Origin of the sequence: Pseudomonas sp. SG-MS2, from assembly GCF_009933855.1 — a bacterium.
Lineage (GTDB): Bacteria > Pseudomonadota > Gammaproteobacteria > Pseudomonadales > Pseudomonadaceae > Aquipseudomonas > Aquipseudomonas putida_E.
Map to the genome: position 1 here is coordinate 1 of NZ_MOMO01000126.1, position 18959 is coordinate 18959.

Sequence of the window (18959 nt, forward strand, 5' to 3'; positions counted from 1 at the left end):
AAAGCTATATGAGTGAACCCACCGCCAGTGCCGCAGATGGGTACGAGCTGCCCATGTCGCTGCGCGTCGCGCTGGGCCAGATGGCCGTGGACAAGTATCCACTCCCCCCGCACTGGGCATTAGCCTGGGCGCTCGCTGAGCCAAACATTTCCAGGCGCACACCTGTGACCCGTTGCCCTGAGCAATTCGCAGCACTCTTCAAAAACGAATTCGCAAAACGGTATCCCAATGGCCTTGTGCTGCCTCAGAACAAGACCAAGCTGAAGATTGCCTATCGCCCTGCTTCTTCCGGATTGAACATCCCGGCAGCAGCCGTGGGCGACCTCCCCGATGTCGCGGCAACCTCAGGAACGCGTAGCAAGCTGCAGGTTATAGTGGAAGAGTGCACCACCGTTCTAGACGCTTACAGTCGATATCTGGGCCGCAACCCAGACGCTGGAGATAGTCTGGAAGCCATCCTGCAGTTGCCAACAGAACTCTGGCCTGCTGAAGCAAAAGCCGAACTCGAACAGTTGGAACAACGCGTCGGCGGCGAAACTATCTGCATGAGTTTCGCTGAGCTGGCAGGCCGTTTCAAATCCGCCGGCGCGCTTTCCCGCGACAAAGTCGTGGCACTCGCCCGGGCCTTGGAAAGCAAGCGGATCGGATTAGAGCCCGATGTGCTTTCTGGCAGCCGTACGCCCAAGGCAGAAGACACCATTGCACTGTTCGCAGCGGACTCTGATGAAGGCACTCTTCGGTCGACCGATGCTTACAGCGCTGCAGCAGTGACTTTAGACCTGGCCAGTGCAGTGGCTGCGGTAGACGGTGACACCTCGCTAGAAGAGGTGGGTCTGCTGTCCGGCCACATTGACTCATGGGATCACCTCTGCGTCGCGCATCGAAAACGCTTGAAGGCGCACCTCCAGATTCAACTGAAGCAACCGCCGACATTGGCAAGCCTCAAGAAGAAGCTTGAGCCGCTGACGATCGAGGCCAAGCGGAAAATTGCAAGCTTCCTGGCCCACCTGGCACAAGCGGATGGCGAGGTGACGCCACAGGAAGTTAAGCTCCTTGAGCGCGTATACAAGTCGCTCGCCCTCGATCCGCAGTTCGTCTACAGCGACCTCCACAGTGCAGCTGTTCGTCCCTCCCATGGAGTGGAGGCACTGACTGCGAATGCCGCGCTGGCCACTGCGACACAGACATCAGAAAGCACTGGCTCTGGCTTTGCACTGGACATGGACAAGGTCGCTCGCTTGCAACAAGAAACGGCAGAAGTGTCGGCGCTCCTGGCCAGTGTCTTCAATGAAGAATCGCTGACTGAGACGCCTAGCGCCCTGGAGCCCGAGGCGCCCCAACGGCAGGAAGAAAGTACCGTCGAACAGCTTGCTACCGTACATGGTTTGGACGTCGAGCATTCAGCGTTCCTTCGGCTTCTGGTGTCACGGCCTGAGTGGAGTCGTGCCGAGCTGGAAGACGCAGCCAGTGATATGGAACTGATGCTGGATGGCGCCTTGGAGCGGATCAACGACACAGCGTTTGAGCTGTTCGACATGCCCGTGACCGAAGGTGATGATCCCATCGAAATCAACCCCGACATTCTGGATGAGCTAGCCCTATGAGTAAGATACGAGCTAAGGATCGCGACGCGGTCATTCAATCGCTGCGTGCGGGTGTAGTGCCCCGTGTTGGGCAGCATCTCATCCAGGTAGGTCGAGCGGGTGAACTCGATTCGCTGCTCAAAGATGTGGATCGTCTCGCGGATGGCGGCTCGGCTTTTCGCGTTGTCGTTGGCGAGTACGGCGCGGGCAAAACCTTCTTCCTAAACCTGGTGCGCGGCATCGCCATGGAGCGCAAGCTTGTCACCATGCACGCCGATTTGAATCCAGACCGCCGCCTTCACGCTTCAGGTGGCCAAGCGCGCTCGCTTTACTCGGAGCTGGCTAAAAACATGGCCACCCGCACCAAGCCAGAAGGCGGCGCTCTGCAGGGTATCGTTGAGAAGTTCATCTCCCAGGCTAAGACGGAAGCCAAGACCAAAGGTGTCGAGAGTGAGGCGGTCATTCGTGAGTACCTGGCAGAGCTCACCGAGATGGTCAATGGGTATGATTTTGCCGACGTCATTGCCGCCTACTGCCGCGGCTTCGAGGAAGGTAACGAGCAGCTCAAGGCTGACGCCATTCGTTGGCTACGCGGGGAATTCTCCACCAAGACTGACGCCCGCGCTGCGCTGGGCGTGCGGACGATCGTCGATGATGCTTCTGTCTACGACCAGCTGAAATTGCTGTCACGATTCGTACGCCTGGCTGGTTTCGGCGGCTTGATGGTATGCCTAGATGAACTGGTCAACCTGTACAAACTGGCAAACACCCAGGCCCGTAACGCCAATTACGAACAGATTCTGCGCATCCTCAACGATTCGTTGCAAGGTTCCGCTGAAGGCCTGGGTTTTGTATTGGGCGGCACACCAGAGTTTCTGATGGACACTCGTCGGGGGCTCTACAGCTACCCTGCCCTGCAATCCCGCCTCGCTGAAAACAGCTTTGCTAAGTCTGGCCTGGTCGACCTTTCTGGGCCTGTCATTCGACTCAGCAGCCTGACACCTGAAGACTTCTACGTGCTTTTGCAGAAGCTGCGCAACGTATACGCCTACGGTGAGCCTGAGAAGTTTTTGCTGCCGGATGAAGCCATCCCCGCTTTCATGGCGCACTGCAATCAGCGCTTGGGCGAGGCATATTTCCGGACGCCGCGCACGACCATTACGGCTTTCATCAACTTGCTCGCGGTGATCGAGCAAAACCCTACCGCGGATTGGCGAACCTTATTGGGGGCCGTGGAGCTGACCAAGGATGAGGCCGGGCAGCAAGATCTAGAAGTTGAGGCCGACGATGAGCTCGCCAGCTTCAAGCTCTGACTCTTCTTCGTTCGAGCGTTTACACCCGGAGGTTCAGCAATGGATCTGGTCACAGGGGTGGACGTCTCTGCGTGATGCGCAGGAGTGGGCGGTACCGGCATTGGTGGGCGCCGATCGCGATGTGATCATTGCAGCGTCCACTGCCGCAGGTAAAACAGAGGCCGCATTCCTGCCGATCCTGACCAACCTGCTCAACAACAGTGAGCCAGCAGGCGCGGTGCTGTATATCAGCCCGCTCAAGGCGCTGATCAACGACCAGTGGGACAGGCTTAGCCGGTTATGTGAGAGGCTCGAACTGCCCGTCGTTGCTTGGCATGGCGATGTGGCAGCAAGCAAGAAACAACGGTTTTTGAAATCGCCTGAGGGCATCTTGCTGATCACTCCGGAGTCCCTAGAAGCTCTATTCGTAAACAGAGGCTCAAGCTTAGCTGGGGCTTTTCAGAACCTTCGCTACATCGTCGTCGATGAGCTTCATGCCTTCATCGGAAGTGAGCGTGGAAAGCAGCTGCAATCGCTCATGCAACGGGTTGAAATTGTCGTGGGTAGAACGCTGCCTCGTGTAGGGCTTTCGGCGACGCTTGGGGAGATGTCGCTGGCCCGCAAGTTCCTGAGGCCAGTGTGCCCGGATGGCATCACGGTTATTGAGTCAAAGTCCTCTGGCCAAGAGCTCCAGGTACAGGTGCGTGGCTACATTGAGCAGCCCATGCAGCAGCTGGTGGTGGAGCACTCGGGGAATGCGTCAACAGATGAAGGCGCAGAGAAGGAAGACACCTCAGGTACCAAAGTGGCTATCGCAGGTCACCTGTACAAGGTGCTGAGGGGGCATAACAACCTGATCTTCCCCAACAGACGCCAAGAGGTTGAATGGTTTGCCGACCGTCTGCGCTCACTATGCGAAAACGATGGTGTACCGAACGAGTTCTGGCCGCATCACGGTAGCTTATCCAAGGAGCTACGCCAGGATGCCGAGCGGGCGTTGAAAGCGGGAGATCCTCCAGCTTCTGCCGTATGCACTACCACACTGGAACTGGGTATAGACATCGGTAGTATCAGGACGGTCGCACAGATCGGCTGTCCACCCTCTGTGGCAAGTCTCAGGCAACGGCTTGGCCGCTCTGGTCGTCGACCCGGTGAGCCTGCGATGCTCAGGGCATACTGCCGGGAGCGCCCTTTAACAGTTAAGTCGGATCTCTCCGATCAATTACGTGAGGGCCTTGTCCAAACGGTCGCTATGATCCGCTTGCTGATCAGTGGATGGTTTGAGCCGCCTCGATCGGGAGGCCTACACGCCTCGACACTGGTGCAGCAGTGTTTGTCTTCGATTGCTCAGCTCGGCGGTGCCTCGGCGGCGCAATTATGGGGAAATCTCATAGCAAGCGGCAGTTTTGCGAGCGTAACCAAGCCTGATTTCCTGGCTTTGCTCAAGGGTATGGGTGAGAAGGAATTGATCGTCCAAGACAGCTCAGGACTTCTGCTACCAGGCGAACTCGGGGAGCGGTTGATCAACCACTATGAGTTCTACACCGCCTTCACAAGCGATGAAGAGTTTCGTTTGCTCCGGGATGGGAAGCCACTTGGCTCGCTGCCCGTCAGCAAACCCCTGACCAAGGGACAGCGCATCATCTTCGGTGGAAGGCGTTGGCAGGTTCAGGATGTCGACCTTGAAGCGAAGGTGATAGTGGTCACGCCGGCTCGGGGCGGCGAGCCTCCTCAGTTTGATGGGCTTGGTGCCCAGGTGGATGATCGTGTCAGGCTTGAAATGCGAAACGTGTTGGTGGAAACCACGTCCTGTCCCTTCCTGGACAAACACGCTCAAGCTCTCCTAGACGAGGCTCGGAGTAACTTCCGGGCTCTCGGGTTGGGTGACGCGGCGATAATTGGCTCTGCCAGCGTAAGCCATGTGGCAACCTGGCGAGGGGATTACACCAACGATGCGCTGGCCTTGTTGCTCAGGCATGTGGGCATTCAGTGTGAAAACACCGGGCTATTCCTGGAAGTTGCATTCGGCGCGGAGGACACATTGCGAGCGTTGCGCGTGGTCGGTCAAATGGACATCTCGAACGTAGAGCCGATTTTGGAAAATGTTGAAAACATGATCCGAGAGAAATGGGATTGGGCCCTTCCTCGCCCGCTCCTCATGAAGTCGTTCGCCTCAAGCCATCTTGATCTCCAAGCCGCGGTCACCACAGCTCGACTCCTTACACTGGAGTCGCTGAGAGAGGAATAACGATAGCACTACTCTCATTCCGACGCCCATTTTTCGAGATCGGCATCGAAATTGGAAAGCTTCTGCAGCAACTCAGCTTCCCACTACTTCCTCGCGGCGATCTCGAACAGGGCATAACTAGCCTATGCGTTGGCCTGCTTGGCCAAGTCGGCATCAAACGCAATTTCAGGCTTGGTGCTGCCCCCCGGTTGCCCGCTCAACCTCGGAGGTAAACTTATGCGCCGCGCTTTCAGGCGGCGTTTTTGCTTCCTCCAGTCCACTAACTCCCATCAGGTTCCTCAGAGCATATCGATCCGTTAACATGGAGCCAAATGGCCATCACCAAAAACACACCGCGTGTGCCCTCAGAGCAAGGACGTCATGAGCATGAAATTCATCAAGGTTCAACACCGAGGTAAGCTCCAGCAGGATGCAAGAAACTCTGGGGTTTTGTATGTAGATAACTGGGACGACTACGGCTACAAAACTAAATTTGTCCTTATCATCTTTGATGGGTCTGGGGTCGAACATAGAGTTGGTGACTTGAAGATCGCTTACCAAGGGCAATCTGAAGGCTGGACTGAACATGGGATGCCTGATGAATTCACGTCGTTAGAACCCAAATTTTTCAGCCTGGGGCAGGACGTCGAATACTATCGGAAACTACTTGAGCTGTTTTCGCTGGAGGAGGCTCATGCAATCCTCCACGCGTTAGGGGATGTGGCTTTCTCCAAGGAGCGTCGGGAGGCTTCCTCTTCAGAGTTAGCGTTTAGCACTTCCCTGCTGCGGGCAGTGAACCCAACAACGATTGACCACCAATTCAAGAGGATCCTCACCGGGGACGCCCCATTGACCCCTTACGACTTCTTTTACGAAAAGGCAAGATCAGACGGAATCGCACCGCTGACTCTCGAGTTCAGTGTCGATCCAGATGTCAAACCCTCCAGTAATGTTCACATCTTGATTGGCCGAAACGGGGTGGGTAAGACAACCCTGTTGAATGGCATGGTTGACTCCTTGGTCACGCCAAGTGAGGAGGTGTACGCCAAAGGCTGCTTTTTCAACAAGAACATGTGGAGCTTCAGGCGACCGCTGACCAATGATGACTTTGCAGGTGTGGTGTCGGTTTCGTTCAGCGCGTTCGATCCATTTGATCCCCCGCCGAACCAGGATGACCCCAATCAGGGGATGAGATATCGATATGTAGGCCTTAAGCACAAGGTGCTAGCCGCCGAGGGAGAGGATGTTTGGGGGTTGAAAACCAAGCCCCACCTCTGCACTGATTTGGCCGATAGTCTCAAAGTCTGCCTTAGCCTAAGCGCAAAGAGAGCACGGTGGATCAAAGCTATTCACAAGCTCGAATCTGATTTCAATTTCGAGGAAATGAACCTCATCCAGCTGATTGAGGTTTTTGACGCCGATGGATCAGAAACCAAGGCCGAGTTCGTCCGACGCAGCACTACCATGCTCGAAGGGATGAGCTCTGGCCACGCTATTGTTCTGCTGACCATTACCCAGCTCGTCGAAACCGTAGACGAGAAAACGCTGGTGTTGATTGATGAACCAGAAAGCCACCTGCACCCTCCTCTGCTTTCTGCTTTCACCCGGGCATTGTCCGATTTGCTCACGGCGCGAAACGCTGTAGCGATCATCGCCACCCACTCACCTGTAGTTCTGCAGGAAGTACCCAAGTCTTGTGTATCCATCATCAACAGGAGTGGCGAGACAGCGACTGTCGACCGCCCGGATGCCGAGACGTTTGCAGAGAATGTTGGCGTCTTGACTCGACACGTCTTTGGTCTGGAGGTGAGCAAATCGGGCTTCCATGAGCTCCTAGCCGCCGACGTTCGAACGGGTGCTTCCTATGAGCAGATTAGGGGGGATTACGCAGGTCAGATTGGCACCGAAGGCCAGGCACTCTTGAGATCCATGACCATCGCACGTGACAAGCAGTGGGAGTCTGACCTATGAGAGCCATCAGCGTCCCCGCTCAGGATCCGCAACTGGTCTACGACCTCTGTGTAAACAGCATTGCTGACGAGGATCTGAGAGCTCGCTTGCAAGCCATTACAGCAGAGGTGGTTGCCGCTGCAGTAGACTACCAGCAGAAAGGCCTTATCAATCAACTCTTCACGATCCCCGCTATCGACTGCGATAACGACGACATCGTGGTTGGCCAAGTAACCAAGAAGGAGCTGAAAGCTACCTACTCCTCTCACATGGTGGGTGACTCGAAACCCGCTAGGCGGGTGTACACCGACATACTCGGTAAAGCTCCGCGCAAAAAGTGCCCATTCTGTGGGTTCGGCCAGGCGAGCACTCTCGATCACTACCTGCCGAAAGCCAGATTCCCGATTCTGTCCGTCTTGCCGTGGAACCTCGTACCCGCCTGCAAGGACTGCAATACTGGCAAAAATGCAGCCACTGCGACTGCGCAAAACCAACAAACCCTCCATCCGTATTTGGAGCATCCGCGGATAGTTAGTGACCAGTGGCTACACGCGCGGGTGCTTACTGGAACCCCGCCCGTTCTCGAGTTTTTCGTGAGCCCCCCAGAGGATTGGGATCAGGTCGATAAGACCAGAGTGCTAGCGCATTTCAGGGACTACAAACTGGCTTCAAGGTTCTCAATCGAGGCCAGTAACGAACTCGCGAATCTTAAGGACACGCTCGACCTGGTCTGGTCGGACTCCGCCCTAGCCGGAGTACAAGATCACCTTCGGGTAATTGCGGCCGGAAAAAAGGCTGTCCATGTGAATGCTTGGGACACCGCCATGTACCAAGCGCTTCTCAGAAGTGAGTGGTACTGCGACGAGGGTTTCCGGGCATTCGAGTAAGTATTCCGTTTCACCTACTCCAACGATAAGATCTGCCAAGGACTGCATGTCCTTCACTCAGATGTCCCGTTGGTGCGGGTGCCACCGAATGGAAGGTTGCGATCAATGAAGGCACTGCGCATACCGCCGGCTTTTGCCCAAAGCAATTGAAGGCATGGTTGGCAACGAATAGAACTTCGCCCTTCTCCACGCCTATGATTTCAGCCGCTTATGTGTAGGTGGCTGCATGGGATTTGAGCGAGCTGGCTTCGGCTATACAGACACTGGTAAGCCTGAAGTTAGAGGGTATGGCAGGCGCTGGTTCGCATGAGGACTACCTGGCTCGGATCGCGAGCTGCAAATTGAGAAGGAGTACAAATGTGCTCCGCGAAGTGCTAATGGGTTCAAGGTTCTCTGGATTACGCCTGCGATCCATCCGCCTCACTCGATTCGCGCAAAGCAATGAGCTCAGCCTCTGCGGTGGTGAGTTTGTGTGCCAGAGCCACCTCCCTTAGCTTCGCGGCTGACAATTGCGAATGAGACTCACCAGCCTCTTTATTCTTTGCTTCCAACTGTTGAGCGAGCAGTTCCTTCGCACCTTCTGCACGCGCAGTAATAGCATTGGCAATGCTCAGCTCACCCCGCAGGGTTTCGACAGCCCCACGATGTTGCGAGGCTTCCCTGGCATGCTGGCGATTTTCGGCAATGAAGCGCTCGTTATCCCGGATCAATCGGGTGATCTCCTCCTGCTTGACCATGAGCGTCTGCTGAAGGACGGTCAGCTCCTGCTGCATTTGGTAGACCTGGGACTCGTGGCGGTTCAGATCCTGGTCACGCTGTTCCTTGATCGAAGCACGGTAGTGTTCGAGGGCCTCCCGGGCATGCGTATGCTTTTGCTCCAGAGACTGGATCTGCCCATCCTTCTCTTGAATCCGGACTTCGAAATCACTGTTGCTCTGGGTGAGCCTGACGTTGCGCGTGATCTCAGTCTGCAGTGTGGACTGAGTGGTTTTGAGCTCTTCAGTTTGAGTAGCCAAGATATGCCCTTGCGCGTCGAAACGGAGCTTGAGTTCATCGAGCTCGCTCTCAAATGCCTCGGCTCGGGAGATCAATAGCTTGCGCTCGTGCTCGAACTCCGCACGTGCCTCAAGAAAGGCCTGGCTTCCCTCCTCCTGGACTTGATCCAACAAGCTTTCGACGACCCCGCGCAGCGCGCCGCTCATGCGTTCACGAGGGTTCGCTTCTGATCCTACAGATTCCAGCTGCTTTAGATACCGAGCGATCGTGGTCTTTGAGCCCGTATTTCCAATCTCCACCCGCACTGCATCGATGCTGGGATACGCACCGCGCATTAGCAGGCTGTTCCGCGCCTTTTGCACCACCGCTAGGTTAACGCCGCCTCGCGCCATACGCCCTCCAGACTATTTCGTGTCATGTCACATGTCATGCAATTACATAATACGAAAATGCCCAACCTTGCTAGTAAGTTGCCGACAACTGGCAAGATATAATCGAGGGTTATGGCTTGTTAGGCCTTTGAGCAGGGGTAAAATGGCCTGAATGGTGGTACGGCTGGTCAACGAGCCACTGCAGGCTCGAAACGGGGAAATCGGGTGGTAGAAGTGGTGAGCAAGGCAGACAGGTACCTAGAGGCGAGCGTTCGTCAGAACACGTCGAAAAGCTATGCAGCCGCCCTCTCCCATTTCGAAGTGGCCTGGGGTGGATACCTACCCACCACCACAGAGTCAGTAATCCGCTACATCGCTGAGTACGCCGACCAGCTGGCACTGAGCACGCTGAAGCAACGCCTGGCTGCGCTCGCAAACTGGCACCAAAGCAACGGCTTCCCAGACCCTACCAAAGCCCCCAAGGTCAGGCAGTTGCTGAAAGGCATCCGGGCGGTACACCCCGTGCAGCAGAAGCAAGCAGCTCCTCTGGCGTTACTGCACCTCGAAAAAGCAGTGGCACACCTGGAGGATGAGGTTGCTCAGGCAAGAGCCGTCGGCAACATGGCCGCCCTTCTCAAGGCGACCCGTGACATCGCCTTGCTCACCATTGGCTTTTGGAGGGGATTCCGCGGAGACGAGTTGGCCAGGCTCACGATCGAAAACACGCATGCCGAGCGCTACGTCGGAATCAGGTTTTACTTGGGAGCTACCAAGGGAGATCGGCAGAACATAGGGCGCGAGTACAAAACCCCATCGTTGAGCAAGCTTTGTCCGGTAGAGGCCTACCTTAACTGGATTGAAACTGCCGGCCTTACACGCGGTAGTGTGTTCAGGGGCATTGATCGATGGGGTAACATCAGCGATAAGCCGCTTGTGGCCCACAGTCTGATTCCTCTCCTTCGCGACATCCTTGATAGGTGTGGGTTGCCTTCCGAGATCTACAGCGCCCATTCGATCCGGCGTGGGTTTGCGACCTGGGCAGCGAGTTCGGGTTGGGATATCAAGACGCTCATGGAGTACGTAGGGTGGAGCGATATGAAGTCAGCACTGCGCTATGTGGAGCCAGCACAGCAATTTGGTGGGTTGATCAGAAAGCTAGAAGGGTGAGTGCTGCAATGGTGATTGCTCAAGCGGGCTCGGCTCAGCAGGGCAGCACTCTCGCATCGACAGGGAAATCTTTTTCCTGGGAAATAGCTCAACACTCCATCAATCGGGCATACCGCAGTGTTACGTTCGCATGCTCCCGCATGATCGACTCTGCTCTAGCTCCATGACCTAAAGAGATTGCCTCCACTACGTCATGATGCTGCATGTGCGCAAAATTAAAGCGTCGATACTCCTGCTGCAGATGTTCTCGGTCGACAGATAATGCACTGACTGACGCAAATGGCATTTGCGAATTCCGGGCGAGGGCCATCGCAATAGCTTCATTGCCGCTCGCCTCAACGATCACGTGATGGAATCGCCTGTTGATGTCGTGGTACTCCGCAAGATCCTCTTCTGTGACATACCCCTTTTCGAACAGTCGGTCTCCCTGCTCAATGCACTGCACAAGTGTTGCCTTGAAATCTGGCAGAACCCCTCTCTCCGCTGCCTGCCGCGCTGCCAACCCCTCCAGCACACCTCGTACCTCTACAGCCCCAATCAAGTCGTCCATGGTCATAGGGCGCACGCTAAAGCCACGCACACCTTGACGCACTAGCAAGCCTTCCTGCTCCAACACCCTAAATGCCATCCGCACCGGCATGCGCGATACGCCTAGCAGCTCAGCGGTAGGGATTTCTAGCACCCTCTGTCCCGCGGCCAACTCACCGCCCATGATCATCTTTCTAAGTAAGCTCAATACTCGCTGCCCAGGCCCGCTCATGTGCTATCCACTGGATCCATTGGAGAAGATCCTGACTTTAAACAAGCTAGGGCCAGCATCCCACCTATCTTTGGATGAGTCACGGGGCGTGCCAGATGACATCTCGATGTACGGCCTGATGAATCGCCCTTCTGCTATCGAAAGATAGTGTTTTTACGCCTGTCATCCCTCCATCGTTGGATCCAGAGAACAACAACAGGAGCCCGATGATGTTTCCTAAAAATGCATGGTACGTAGCCTGCACCCCGGACGAGATTGCGGTAAAACCGCTGGGCCGGCGTATCTGTAACGAGAAGATCGTTTTTTATCGTGGCCCAGAGGGTCGTGTCGCCGCCCTGGAGGACTTCTGTCCGCACCGCGGCGCCCCGCTGTCCCTGGGAACGGTAGAAGATGGAAAGCTCGTTTGTGGTTACCACGGATTGGTGATGGGGTGCGACGGTAAGACAGAGTCTATGCCGAATCAGAGGGTGCAAGGCTTCCCGTGCATCAAGAGCTTCCCAGTTGAGGAACGCTATGGGTTCATTTGGGTATGGCCTGGCGACCCCGAAAAAGCCGACCCTGCGCTCATTCATCATCTTGAGTGGGCTGAAAGCCCCGACTGGGCATATGGTGGTGGCCTCTACCACATTGCCTGCGACTACCGCCTCATGATCGACAACCTCATGGATCTAACCCATGAGACCTACGTACACGCGTCCAGCATTGGTCAGAAAGAAATTGACGAGGCGCCTGTGCATACCCGCGTTGAGGGTGAGAAAGTCGTCACCAGCCGCTTCATGGAAGGTGTAATGGCTCCCCCGTTCTGGAGAGCAGCTTTGCGTGGTAACGGGTTGGCCGATGATGTGCCCGTCGATCGCTGGCAGATCTGCAGATTCTCCCCTCCAAGCCATGTCCTGATCGAGGTCGGTGTTGCGCATGCCGGCAAGGGTGGCTACGACGCAGATGCCACACATAAGGCTGGCAGCATCGTGGTCGACTTCATCACCCCCGAGACAGATACCTCGATCTGGTACTTCTGGGGAATGGCACGAAACTTCAAGCCTGGTGACGAAGAGCTGACCGAAACCATCCGTGTGGGACAAGGCAAAATTTTCTCCGAAGACCTGGAGATGCTTGAACAGCAGCAGCAGAACCTCCTCGCCTACCCTGAGCGAGCACTGCTCAAGCTGAACATCGACGCTGGAGGGGTACAATCTCGGCGAATCCTTGATCGCATCATAGCCGCTGAACGCGAACCTTCTGCTCTACTCATCAAAGGAGCAGCGTCATGATGAACGTGGTGATTTCGGCGATCCGCCTCGAGGCTGAAGACATCATCAGCATTGAGCTCGTCCCTGCTAACGGGGGGGCGATGCCGGTGTTCGATGCAGGATCGCATATCGACGTTCACCTCCCTCAAGGGATTATTCGTCAGTATTCCATTTGGAACCACCCTGATGAAACCCATCGTTACTGCGTCGGCGTCCTGAAGGATCCTTCATCCCGGGGCGGTTCCAGAGCAGTTCACGAACAGTTGCGTGTCGGACAAGTCATTCAGATCAGCGAGCCTCGCAATCTTTTCCCCCTGGACGTGAAGGCGAAACGCAGCGTGCTTTTTGCCGGAGGGATTGGCATTACTCCAATTCTGAGCATGGCTCAGAGACTGGCCGCCAATAACCAGGATTTCGAGATGCATTACTGCGCCCGAGCAGAAGAAAAAGCTGCTTTTGTGCGAAAGCTGAAGGGGCTTCCTTTCGCGGATCGTGTGCACTTTCACTTCGACTCTGGCGCTGCTGAGCAGAAGCTGAATGCCCCGGCGTTTTTTACCCAAGAGCCCAAGGACAGTCACATCTATGTGTGCGGCCCGACAGGCTTCATGGATTTCGTTCTGAATACGGCCAGGGAGCACGGTTGGCCGGAGGCACACCTTCACAAGGAATATTTTGCCGCCGCACCTACCTCCAGAAGCGACGACGGTACCTTTGAGGTTCAGATCCACAGTACAGGCCAGATCTTTCAAATACCCTCGGATCAGAGCGTCATCCAAGTCCTGGATGCTGCCGGCATTTGTATCCCCGTCTCCTGCGAGCAGGGAATCTGCGGAACATGTGTCACCAGAGTACTCGATGGGGAACCGGATCATCGGGACTACTTCCTCAGCCCAGAAGAAAGAGCCAAGAACGACCAGTTCACCCCGTGCTGCTCCCGGGCTAAATCAGCTTGCCTCGTCCTGGATTTATAAACAGCCGCACATAGCCAGAACTGACGCTTGCCAAACAACAAACCCCTTGACCTTGGTCAGGGGGTTTGTTGTTTACGCTGCAGAAAGCTGAGCTTCGACACCCGGATTTGTCATGAGCCCCTTGGGCAAGCGCAGATTGCACAAACGGCTGTACGCTAGGAACGGGCCCACACCGTCCAGGTAGCTCTCAGTGAAGGCGAACCCCCGCCCTAGAAAACGACGCTACGTCGACGTCTGTTGTCGCCCAGAGCTCCTTCCTATAGATACGGAACCATGAAGCTGGCTGGAGAGGCTGCTACAGCCCTTCTAGGCGCAGAGATTGATGCTACCGCCGCACTCGACAGTGCTTTGAAACGCGAGCCGCTGCACGCAATGGCCGGCGTTCTGGAGCCCAGTGTGAACGTGGCGATGCAAACCAGTCCCGAGCTGAAACTCAGCAGAGAGATATGGCAAGAGGTCGTGAGTGAGTGCGACGCAGCGAGGCTGGCTGAAGATCGTTATGGCAACAACCCTTCTGGTGGCTGAAGTGCGGTTAGAAAAAAGAGAGGCAGCAGTAGCTGCCTCTAAATGGGCCCCGCACGAGCCCGCACCAGTGGAGCACTAGCACTTAATTGGTCATCTACTCAGCAGCCTACAGCTCCACCTGCCGCTTTGCGCGCTGAAGATGTCAGATAAAACTTTTGGTTTACAACATCGCCCTTGCAACCAGGCTTGATTAGAAGTCGGTAGTCGAGCGAAGTTTTAAGTTGGCCTATCGAAGATTTGGCCAGCCCGTGAAGGCTGCAGGCAACCCGAGGCAGGGATAATGTGGGTTAAAACATGCAACACCCAATGAGGGAGGCGTCTTCTTGGGAGGGACTATACCAATAGATATGATTACGAACAGACCGAGGCAAACTAGCATAACGAACATTTTTTTTATTTTCATTTCACCGCTCCGCTAGGGGAATGACTTGATACCATTTCATCCTTCCCTGGGAGGTTTTTAACCTATCTTTAGAAAGGCTAGCGATGATTTGGTCATGATCATTAGTCAGCACTATCAATGTGGGGCCAAGACACCGCCCACGTGGGACTGGGTCTAGTGAGCTCGCCCCCTCCCTCACATCTCACCGCCTGACAGCTTGAAACGGCAGCAACTACCTTTTCCAAACCATCAGGCGCCAGGCTTGAGTGTGGTCAGGCGACCGTGAGGCCTCCGTCCACTGCGAGGATGTGCCCTGTCACGAAGGAGGCGCTATCCGAAGCCAGCCAAGCGATTGCCGAAGCGATCTCTGAGGATTCCGCGATTCTCCCCATCGGAACCATATTGGCGATCTCATCGAGCTGGATGTGGCCACCTACCATCCTCTCCAACAGGCCTGTGCGTACGGGGCCCGGGGCGATTGCATTGATCCGTATATTGTTCCTGCCATGCTCAACCGCAGAAGCCTTGGTCAGTCCCGCAATAGCGTGTTTGCTGGCGCTGTACATTGCGACGTTCGAGATGGCTCTCAGACTCGCACTGGAGCCAGTGTTCACGATCACTCCGCCTCCTTGGGAGAGCATCTGCAGGATCTGATATTTCATTCCATGCCAGATGCCCTTGAGGTTGATGTCGATGATACGTTGGCAATCTTCATCCGAAAGCGCTTCCACGGGGCCAAAAGGCCCTTCGATACCGGCATTGTTGATGGCGATATCAATTCGCCCCCAGCACTCCGTCATTGCCTGAATCAACAACTTCACTGCCGACTCGTCTCGAACGTCAACCGCGTGGAAGGCGACGCTTCCAGAAAATTTGGCAACGATCTCCCGCCCCTGGTCTTCGTCTGGGCCTGCCACCATCACCTGAGCGCCAGAACTCGCAAACAGATCAGCTGTTGCAAGTCCGATCCCAGAGGTTCCGCCAATCACCAGGACTGTCTTGTCCGCGAAGTCGAACTTGAGATTACTCATGCCTTCTCCTTCTCGACGTGAAAGCATCGTTTCTCGGCGTCCTGCGTAGTGGCCGGTGCAGCGTTTTCAGCTTTCCTCCTTGAGTCAGGAAGAAGGAACGCGGCCAGGCTGGGCAGAAGAATCAGGGCGCCGAACATGTTGACCAAGAACATGAATGCCAGCAGCAAGCCCATGTCGGCTTGGAACTTGATCGGTGAAAACATCCAGGTCGCTACGCCAGCGGCCAGAGTCATCCCGGTGAGCATCACCACACGCCCAACAAACAACAGCGATCGGGAATATGCCTCGGACAGGCTGGCGCCGGCGCGCTGACAGGCTAACGTAACGCTGAGGATGTACAGCGCGTAGTCGATCCCAATGCCCACGCCCAACGCGGTGACCGGTAGGGTTGCCACCTTAAGTCCGATACCGAGCACCACCATCAGCGCCTCAGCCAGAATACTGGTCAGCAAAAGCGGTAGTACGGCAACCAGCACAGCTCGCCAGGAGCGGAACGCGAGTAGGCTCAACAAGACAACAGCGGTGTACACACCGAACAGCATCAGGTAGTTGTTGTGCTTGACCACCTGGTTGGTAGCAGCTTCGATACCGGCAGTACCGGCAGCCAGGAGGAATTTCACGTCATCGGTGTTGTGCTCTTGCGCAAAGCTTTCAATTTCTGAAACGACGCCTTGGAGGGTGGCCGCTCGATGGTCAGCCAGGTAAACGTACAAAGAAAGCAGATTGCAGTCTTCATTGAACAGGCCTCTAGGTGCCTGAGTCACAATGGAGTTCAACACACGTTGATTAGGTACGATCTCTGCCCATTTGAAACTTCCCTCGTTGAATGCCGAGCCCAGCTGTTTGGCGAGATCGGCAAACGAGTTGCTAAGCACAACCCCCGGTTGCTGCTCCAACCGTTGCTGCAGCGCGCGCATCTTTACCAAGGTCGCATAGTCTGCACACTTATCCGGGGGTGTGGTGATCATGACGGCCAGGAGATCACTGCTGGTTGCGTAATGCTTGGTGAGATAATCGTTGTCACGGTTGTAAGTAGAGTCAGCACGGAGCTCAGGGGCGCCGGCATCCAGGTCGCCGATCTGAAGGCGCGTTGAAATCGCTGCACCACCGACGCCTAACCCAATGGCGATCACGATGGCCAAGGCCGCCCAGCGGCGTTGAGTAAAGAGATCAAGAAAACTCCAGAATCCGCTCGGTGCCCCCAGCGCAGCCTTTTCCTGAGCGAGCGCGCGGGCAGCCGCCTGGTTGTTCACTCCGGTATAGGTCAACAGAATGGGCAGCAAGATGAGGTTGGTAAAGATTAGGATCGCCACCCCAATGCTCGCAGTGATTGCCAGTTGGCGAATCGCCTCAATGTTCACCAGCATAAGCACTGCGAAACCCACTGCGTCGCACACCAGCGCAGTGAAGCCGGCCATGAATAGACGACGGAATGTGTTGCGGGCTGCGTTCACTCGGTGCATTCCGCGGCCAATGTCCTGCATCACGCCATTCATTTTCTGGGCGCCGTGGCTCATGCCGATGGCGAAAATGAGGAATGGCACCAGGATTGAATAGGGATCAAGGCGGAATCCGATCATGGGCAGTAATCCGAGCTGCCACACCACCGCGACCAGAGAGCAAGCCACCACAATGGCCGTGCTGCGCAGGCATCGGGTAAACCAGAAAACCATGGCCGTGGCGATGACCACTGCTATGCCGAAGAAGATAAGGATTTGTAGGAGCCCATCAATGAGGTCGCCCATGACCTTGGCGAAACCAACAATATGGATGGTGATTCCGTCTTTCTGGTACTTGGCGCGAATGGTCTCCAGGCGTTTTGAGAGCATTCCGTAATCGAGTGCCTGATCGGCTTGCGCGTCGTAGTCCAGAAGGGGCACCACAATTGCGCTCGAACGGAAGTCCGAGGCCACCAAGCGCCCGACAATTCCAGATCTCATGATGTTGGTCTGAAGCTCTTCGATGCTCGCCTTGGAGCCATCGAACGAGTCCGGCATGACAGGGCCTCCGTCAATGCCCTCTTCAGTTACCGCCATCCAACGAACACCACGCGTCCAAAGCGATTGGACATAAGAACGTTCGACACCGGGCAGCAAAATCAACTCATCGTTGACCTTCTGCAGGGTGCTCAAGAATTCCGGGTCAAGTACATTGCCATTTTCAGTGGCTACGATTACCCGAAGGCTGTTGCCAAGGCCCTTTAGGTCGTCCTCGTGGGACAGGTAGTTTTGAATGTACGGATGATCATTTGGGATCACTGCTTTGAAGCTGGCATTCAGCTCCAGGTGCCTCGCTTGGAAACCCAGGAACAGCGTTACCAGCAGACACATGAGTACGATCAGGCCGCGGTGGCTGAACAGGACTCGCTCCAGTACGGTGCCGGCCGCAGGATCGAACGGCACATTCGCGTTTTGAATTTCAACTTTCATTGTGCAGACTCCACTGCCGACAGACTCAGGGTCTGCACCCCACTTGGGCCTACCAGTAACAACTGGTTGGTACCGATCTCGATTGCTTCCGCTGCCGGAGCAAGTTGCTGGTCAATGGCCTGAAACTTATTGGACAGCTTGTCACCCATGACGATCTGACCGTTCTCCGCAAACAGTAGGATGCGCCCGTCGTTCAACACCAAGCCGCTTTGAATGGAGGCGGATGTGCTGGTATCGATTTGCTGCCAACTTTGCCCGTGATCCAGTGAGCGCACTGCGTTGCCGCGTAGCCCGAACGCAATAGCAGCATTGTCATTCATGACCACGCCAAAGAGCGTGCCTGCATACGGCTGTTCAACAGGCTGGTAAGACCCATTTTCGAGGCTGCGAAGCAGCATGCCCTGCTCCCCCACCACCCACGCTATGCCGTCGCGTGAAGCGTTACCGTAGTAATGAAGCGACCCTGGGTTGAAGTCTTTTGCTTGCAACGGCAGCCAGGTTTTACCGCCATCGGGACTGCTCAACGCAAGGCCGAATGCACCGAAGATGGTGATCCGTTTTGCATCGTCCACCTGCATCGTCAGAAATGGCTTATCCGGGCCATCCTGCACCAGGAAATCAGCCTGACTGAGAGCTTTTGCTGCATCAGGGTCTTGATCGCCTTTTTCAGCAACAACGCGCTGAGCTTGATCCAGGAACAAGCTCGCAGCCTTTACACCATCGAGTTGTACCTCCCAGTTGGAGCCACCGTCACTCGTATGCAAGACCACGCCTAGATGACCGATTGCCCAGCCTTCCTTGGGAGTTACAAAGCGTACTTGGGTCAGCAGAACATTCACTGGGACGTTCGCCTGGTGCCAGGTCTTGGCGCCATCGTCGGACAGAATCACACGCCCGTTTTCACCGACAGCTACCAGGCGATCACCCGCTCTGACTACACTGAGCAGATAACTTTTTTCTGGATGAATGACCACAACACTTGGCTGCTTGAGTACTTCGGGGACTGGAAGCACTTCTGCGTGGCCCAGTTGAGCAGCACCACTCAGCATGAACGCCGCCGCGATTCGTCCAACTTTCTTATTAAACATACCATTCACCGATGTAAAAGCGATCGCGAAGCAGCGGCGTAGAACGCCGC

The 18959-nt window shown here is 55.6% G+C and carries 14 protein-coding genes; 9 read left to right on the forward strand and 5 right to left on the reverse strand.

Annotation, left to right across the window (positions count from 1 at the left end):
* The 5 genes from BLX42_RS10625 to BLX42_RS10645 form a co-directional block, all read left to right on the forward strand.
* On the forward strand, positions 1 to 1604 hold a 1604-nt coding region (locus BLX42_RS10625), incomplete at its 5' end, for a TerB N-terminal domain-containing protein (protein ID WP_161871755.1).
* Positions 1601 to 2896, forward strand: coding sequence for an ATP-binding protein (locus tag BLX42_RS10630; RefSeq protein ID WP_017135672.1), 1296 nt, complete (start codon positions 1601 to 1603; stop codon positions 2894 to 2896). The genes BLX42_RS10625 and BLX42_RS10630, both read left to right, overlap by 4 nt.
* 43 nt (positions 2897 to 2939) lie before the next feature.
* Entirely contained in the window at positions 2940 to 5123 is a 2184-nt protein-coding gene (locus tag BLX42_RS10635) for a DEAD/DEAH box helicase (protein ID WP_169840243.1), read from the forward strand.
* A 366-nt stretch (positions 5124 to 5489) separates the two neighbouring features.
* A complete protein-coding gene (locus BLX42_RS10640; protein WP_105641259.1) occupies positions 5490 to 7073 on the forward strand; it encodes an AAA family ATPase in 1584 nt (527 codons plus the stop codon).
* Positions 7070 to 7939, forward strand: a complete 870-nt coding sequence (locus BLX42_RS10645; protein WP_105641258.1) for an HNH endonuclease — start codon at positions 7070 to 7072, stop codon at positions 7937 to 7939. Before BLX42_RS10640 ends, BLX42_RS10645 begins: the two co-directional genes overlap by 4 nt.
* A gap of 398 nt (positions 7940 to 8337) precedes the next feature.
* Here the strand turns inward: BLX42_RS10645 and BLX42_RS10650 are convergent, their stop codons facing one another.
* The gene (locus BLX42_RS10650; RefSeq protein ID WP_105641257.1) at positions 8338 to 9327 is read right to left on the reverse strand and encodes a DNA-binding protein; all 990 of its coding nucleotides are present in this window, start codon (positions 9325 to 9327) and stop codon (positions 8338 to 8340) included.
* A 216-nt stretch (positions 9328 to 9543) separates the two neighbouring features.
* Here BLX42_RS10650 and BLX42_RS10655 point away from each other — a divergent pair, with 216 nt between their 5' ends.
* The gene (locus BLX42_RS10655; protein WP_146117311.1) at positions 9544 to 10473 is read left to right on the forward strand and encodes a tyrosine-type recombinase/integrase; all 930 of its coding nucleotides are present in this window, start codon (positions 9544 to 9546) and stop codon (positions 10471 to 10473) included.
* An 88-nt stretch (positions 10474 to 10561) separates the two neighbouring features.
* Here the strand turns inward: BLX42_RS10655 and BLX42_RS10660 are convergent, their stop codons facing one another.
* A complete protein-coding gene (locus tag BLX42_RS10660; protein WP_105642515.1) occupies positions 10562 to 11233 on the reverse strand; it encodes a GntR family transcriptional regulator in 672 nt (223 codons plus the stop codon).
* 209 nt (positions 11234 to 11442) lie between these two features.
* Here BLX42_RS10660 and BLX42_RS10665 point away from each other — a divergent pair, with 209 nt between their 5' ends.
* The 3 genes from BLX42_RS10665 to BLX42_RS10675 all read left to right on the forward strand — a co-directional run bounded on the left by BLX42_RS10665 (position 11443) and on the right by BLX42_RS10675 (position 13979).
* Positions 11443 to 12504 (forward strand): aromatic ring-hydroxylating dioxygenase subunit alpha, encoded by a 1062-nt coding sequence (locus tag BLX42_RS10665; RefSeq protein ID WP_105642516.1) that lies wholly within the window; start codon positions 11443 to 11445, stop codon positions 12502 to 12504.
* Complete coding sequence (locus tag BLX42_RS10670; RefSeq protein ID WP_105642517.1) at positions 12501 to 13454, forward strand: PDR/VanB family oxidoreductase; 954 nt, start codon at positions 12501 to 12503, stop codon at positions 13452 to 13454. Before BLX42_RS10665 ends, BLX42_RS10670 begins: the two co-directional genes overlap by 4 nt.
* A gap of 273 nt (positions 13455 to 13727) precedes the next feature.
* Positions 13728 to 13979, forward strand: a complete 252-nt coding sequence (locus BLX42_RS10675) for a hypothetical protein (protein ID WP_105642518.1) — start codon at positions 13728 to 13730, stop codon at positions 13977 to 13979.
* Between the two features lie 654 nt (positions 13980 to 14633).
* Here the strand turns inward: BLX42_RS10675 and BLX42_RS10680 are convergent.
* From BLX42_RS10680 to BLX42_RS10690, 3 genes are read right to left on the reverse strand one after another with little or no spacing between them, the layout of a single operon-like run.
* Positions 14634 to 15392: an SDR family NAD(P)-dependent oxidoreductase gene (locus BLX42_RS10680; protein ID WP_158259242.1), complete on the reverse strand. Its 759-nt coding sequence runs from the start codon at positions 15390 to 15392 to the stop codon at positions 14634 to 14636.
* On the reverse strand, positions 15389 to 17821 hold the full coding sequence (locus BLX42_RS10685; RefSeq protein WP_105642520.1) for an RND family transporter: 2433 nt from the start codon (positions 17819 to 17821) through the stop codon (positions 15389 to 15391). Before BLX42_RS10685 ends, BLX42_RS10680 begins: the two co-directional genes overlap by 4 nt.
* Positions 17818 to 18909, reverse strand: a complete 1092-nt coding sequence (locus BLX42_RS10690) for a YCF48-related protein (protein WP_105642521.1) — start codon at positions 18907 to 18909, stop codon at positions 17818 to 17820. Before BLX42_RS10690 ends, BLX42_RS10685 begins: the two co-directional genes overlap by 4 nt.
* Between the last annotated feature and the right edge of the window lie 50 nt (positions 18910 to 18959).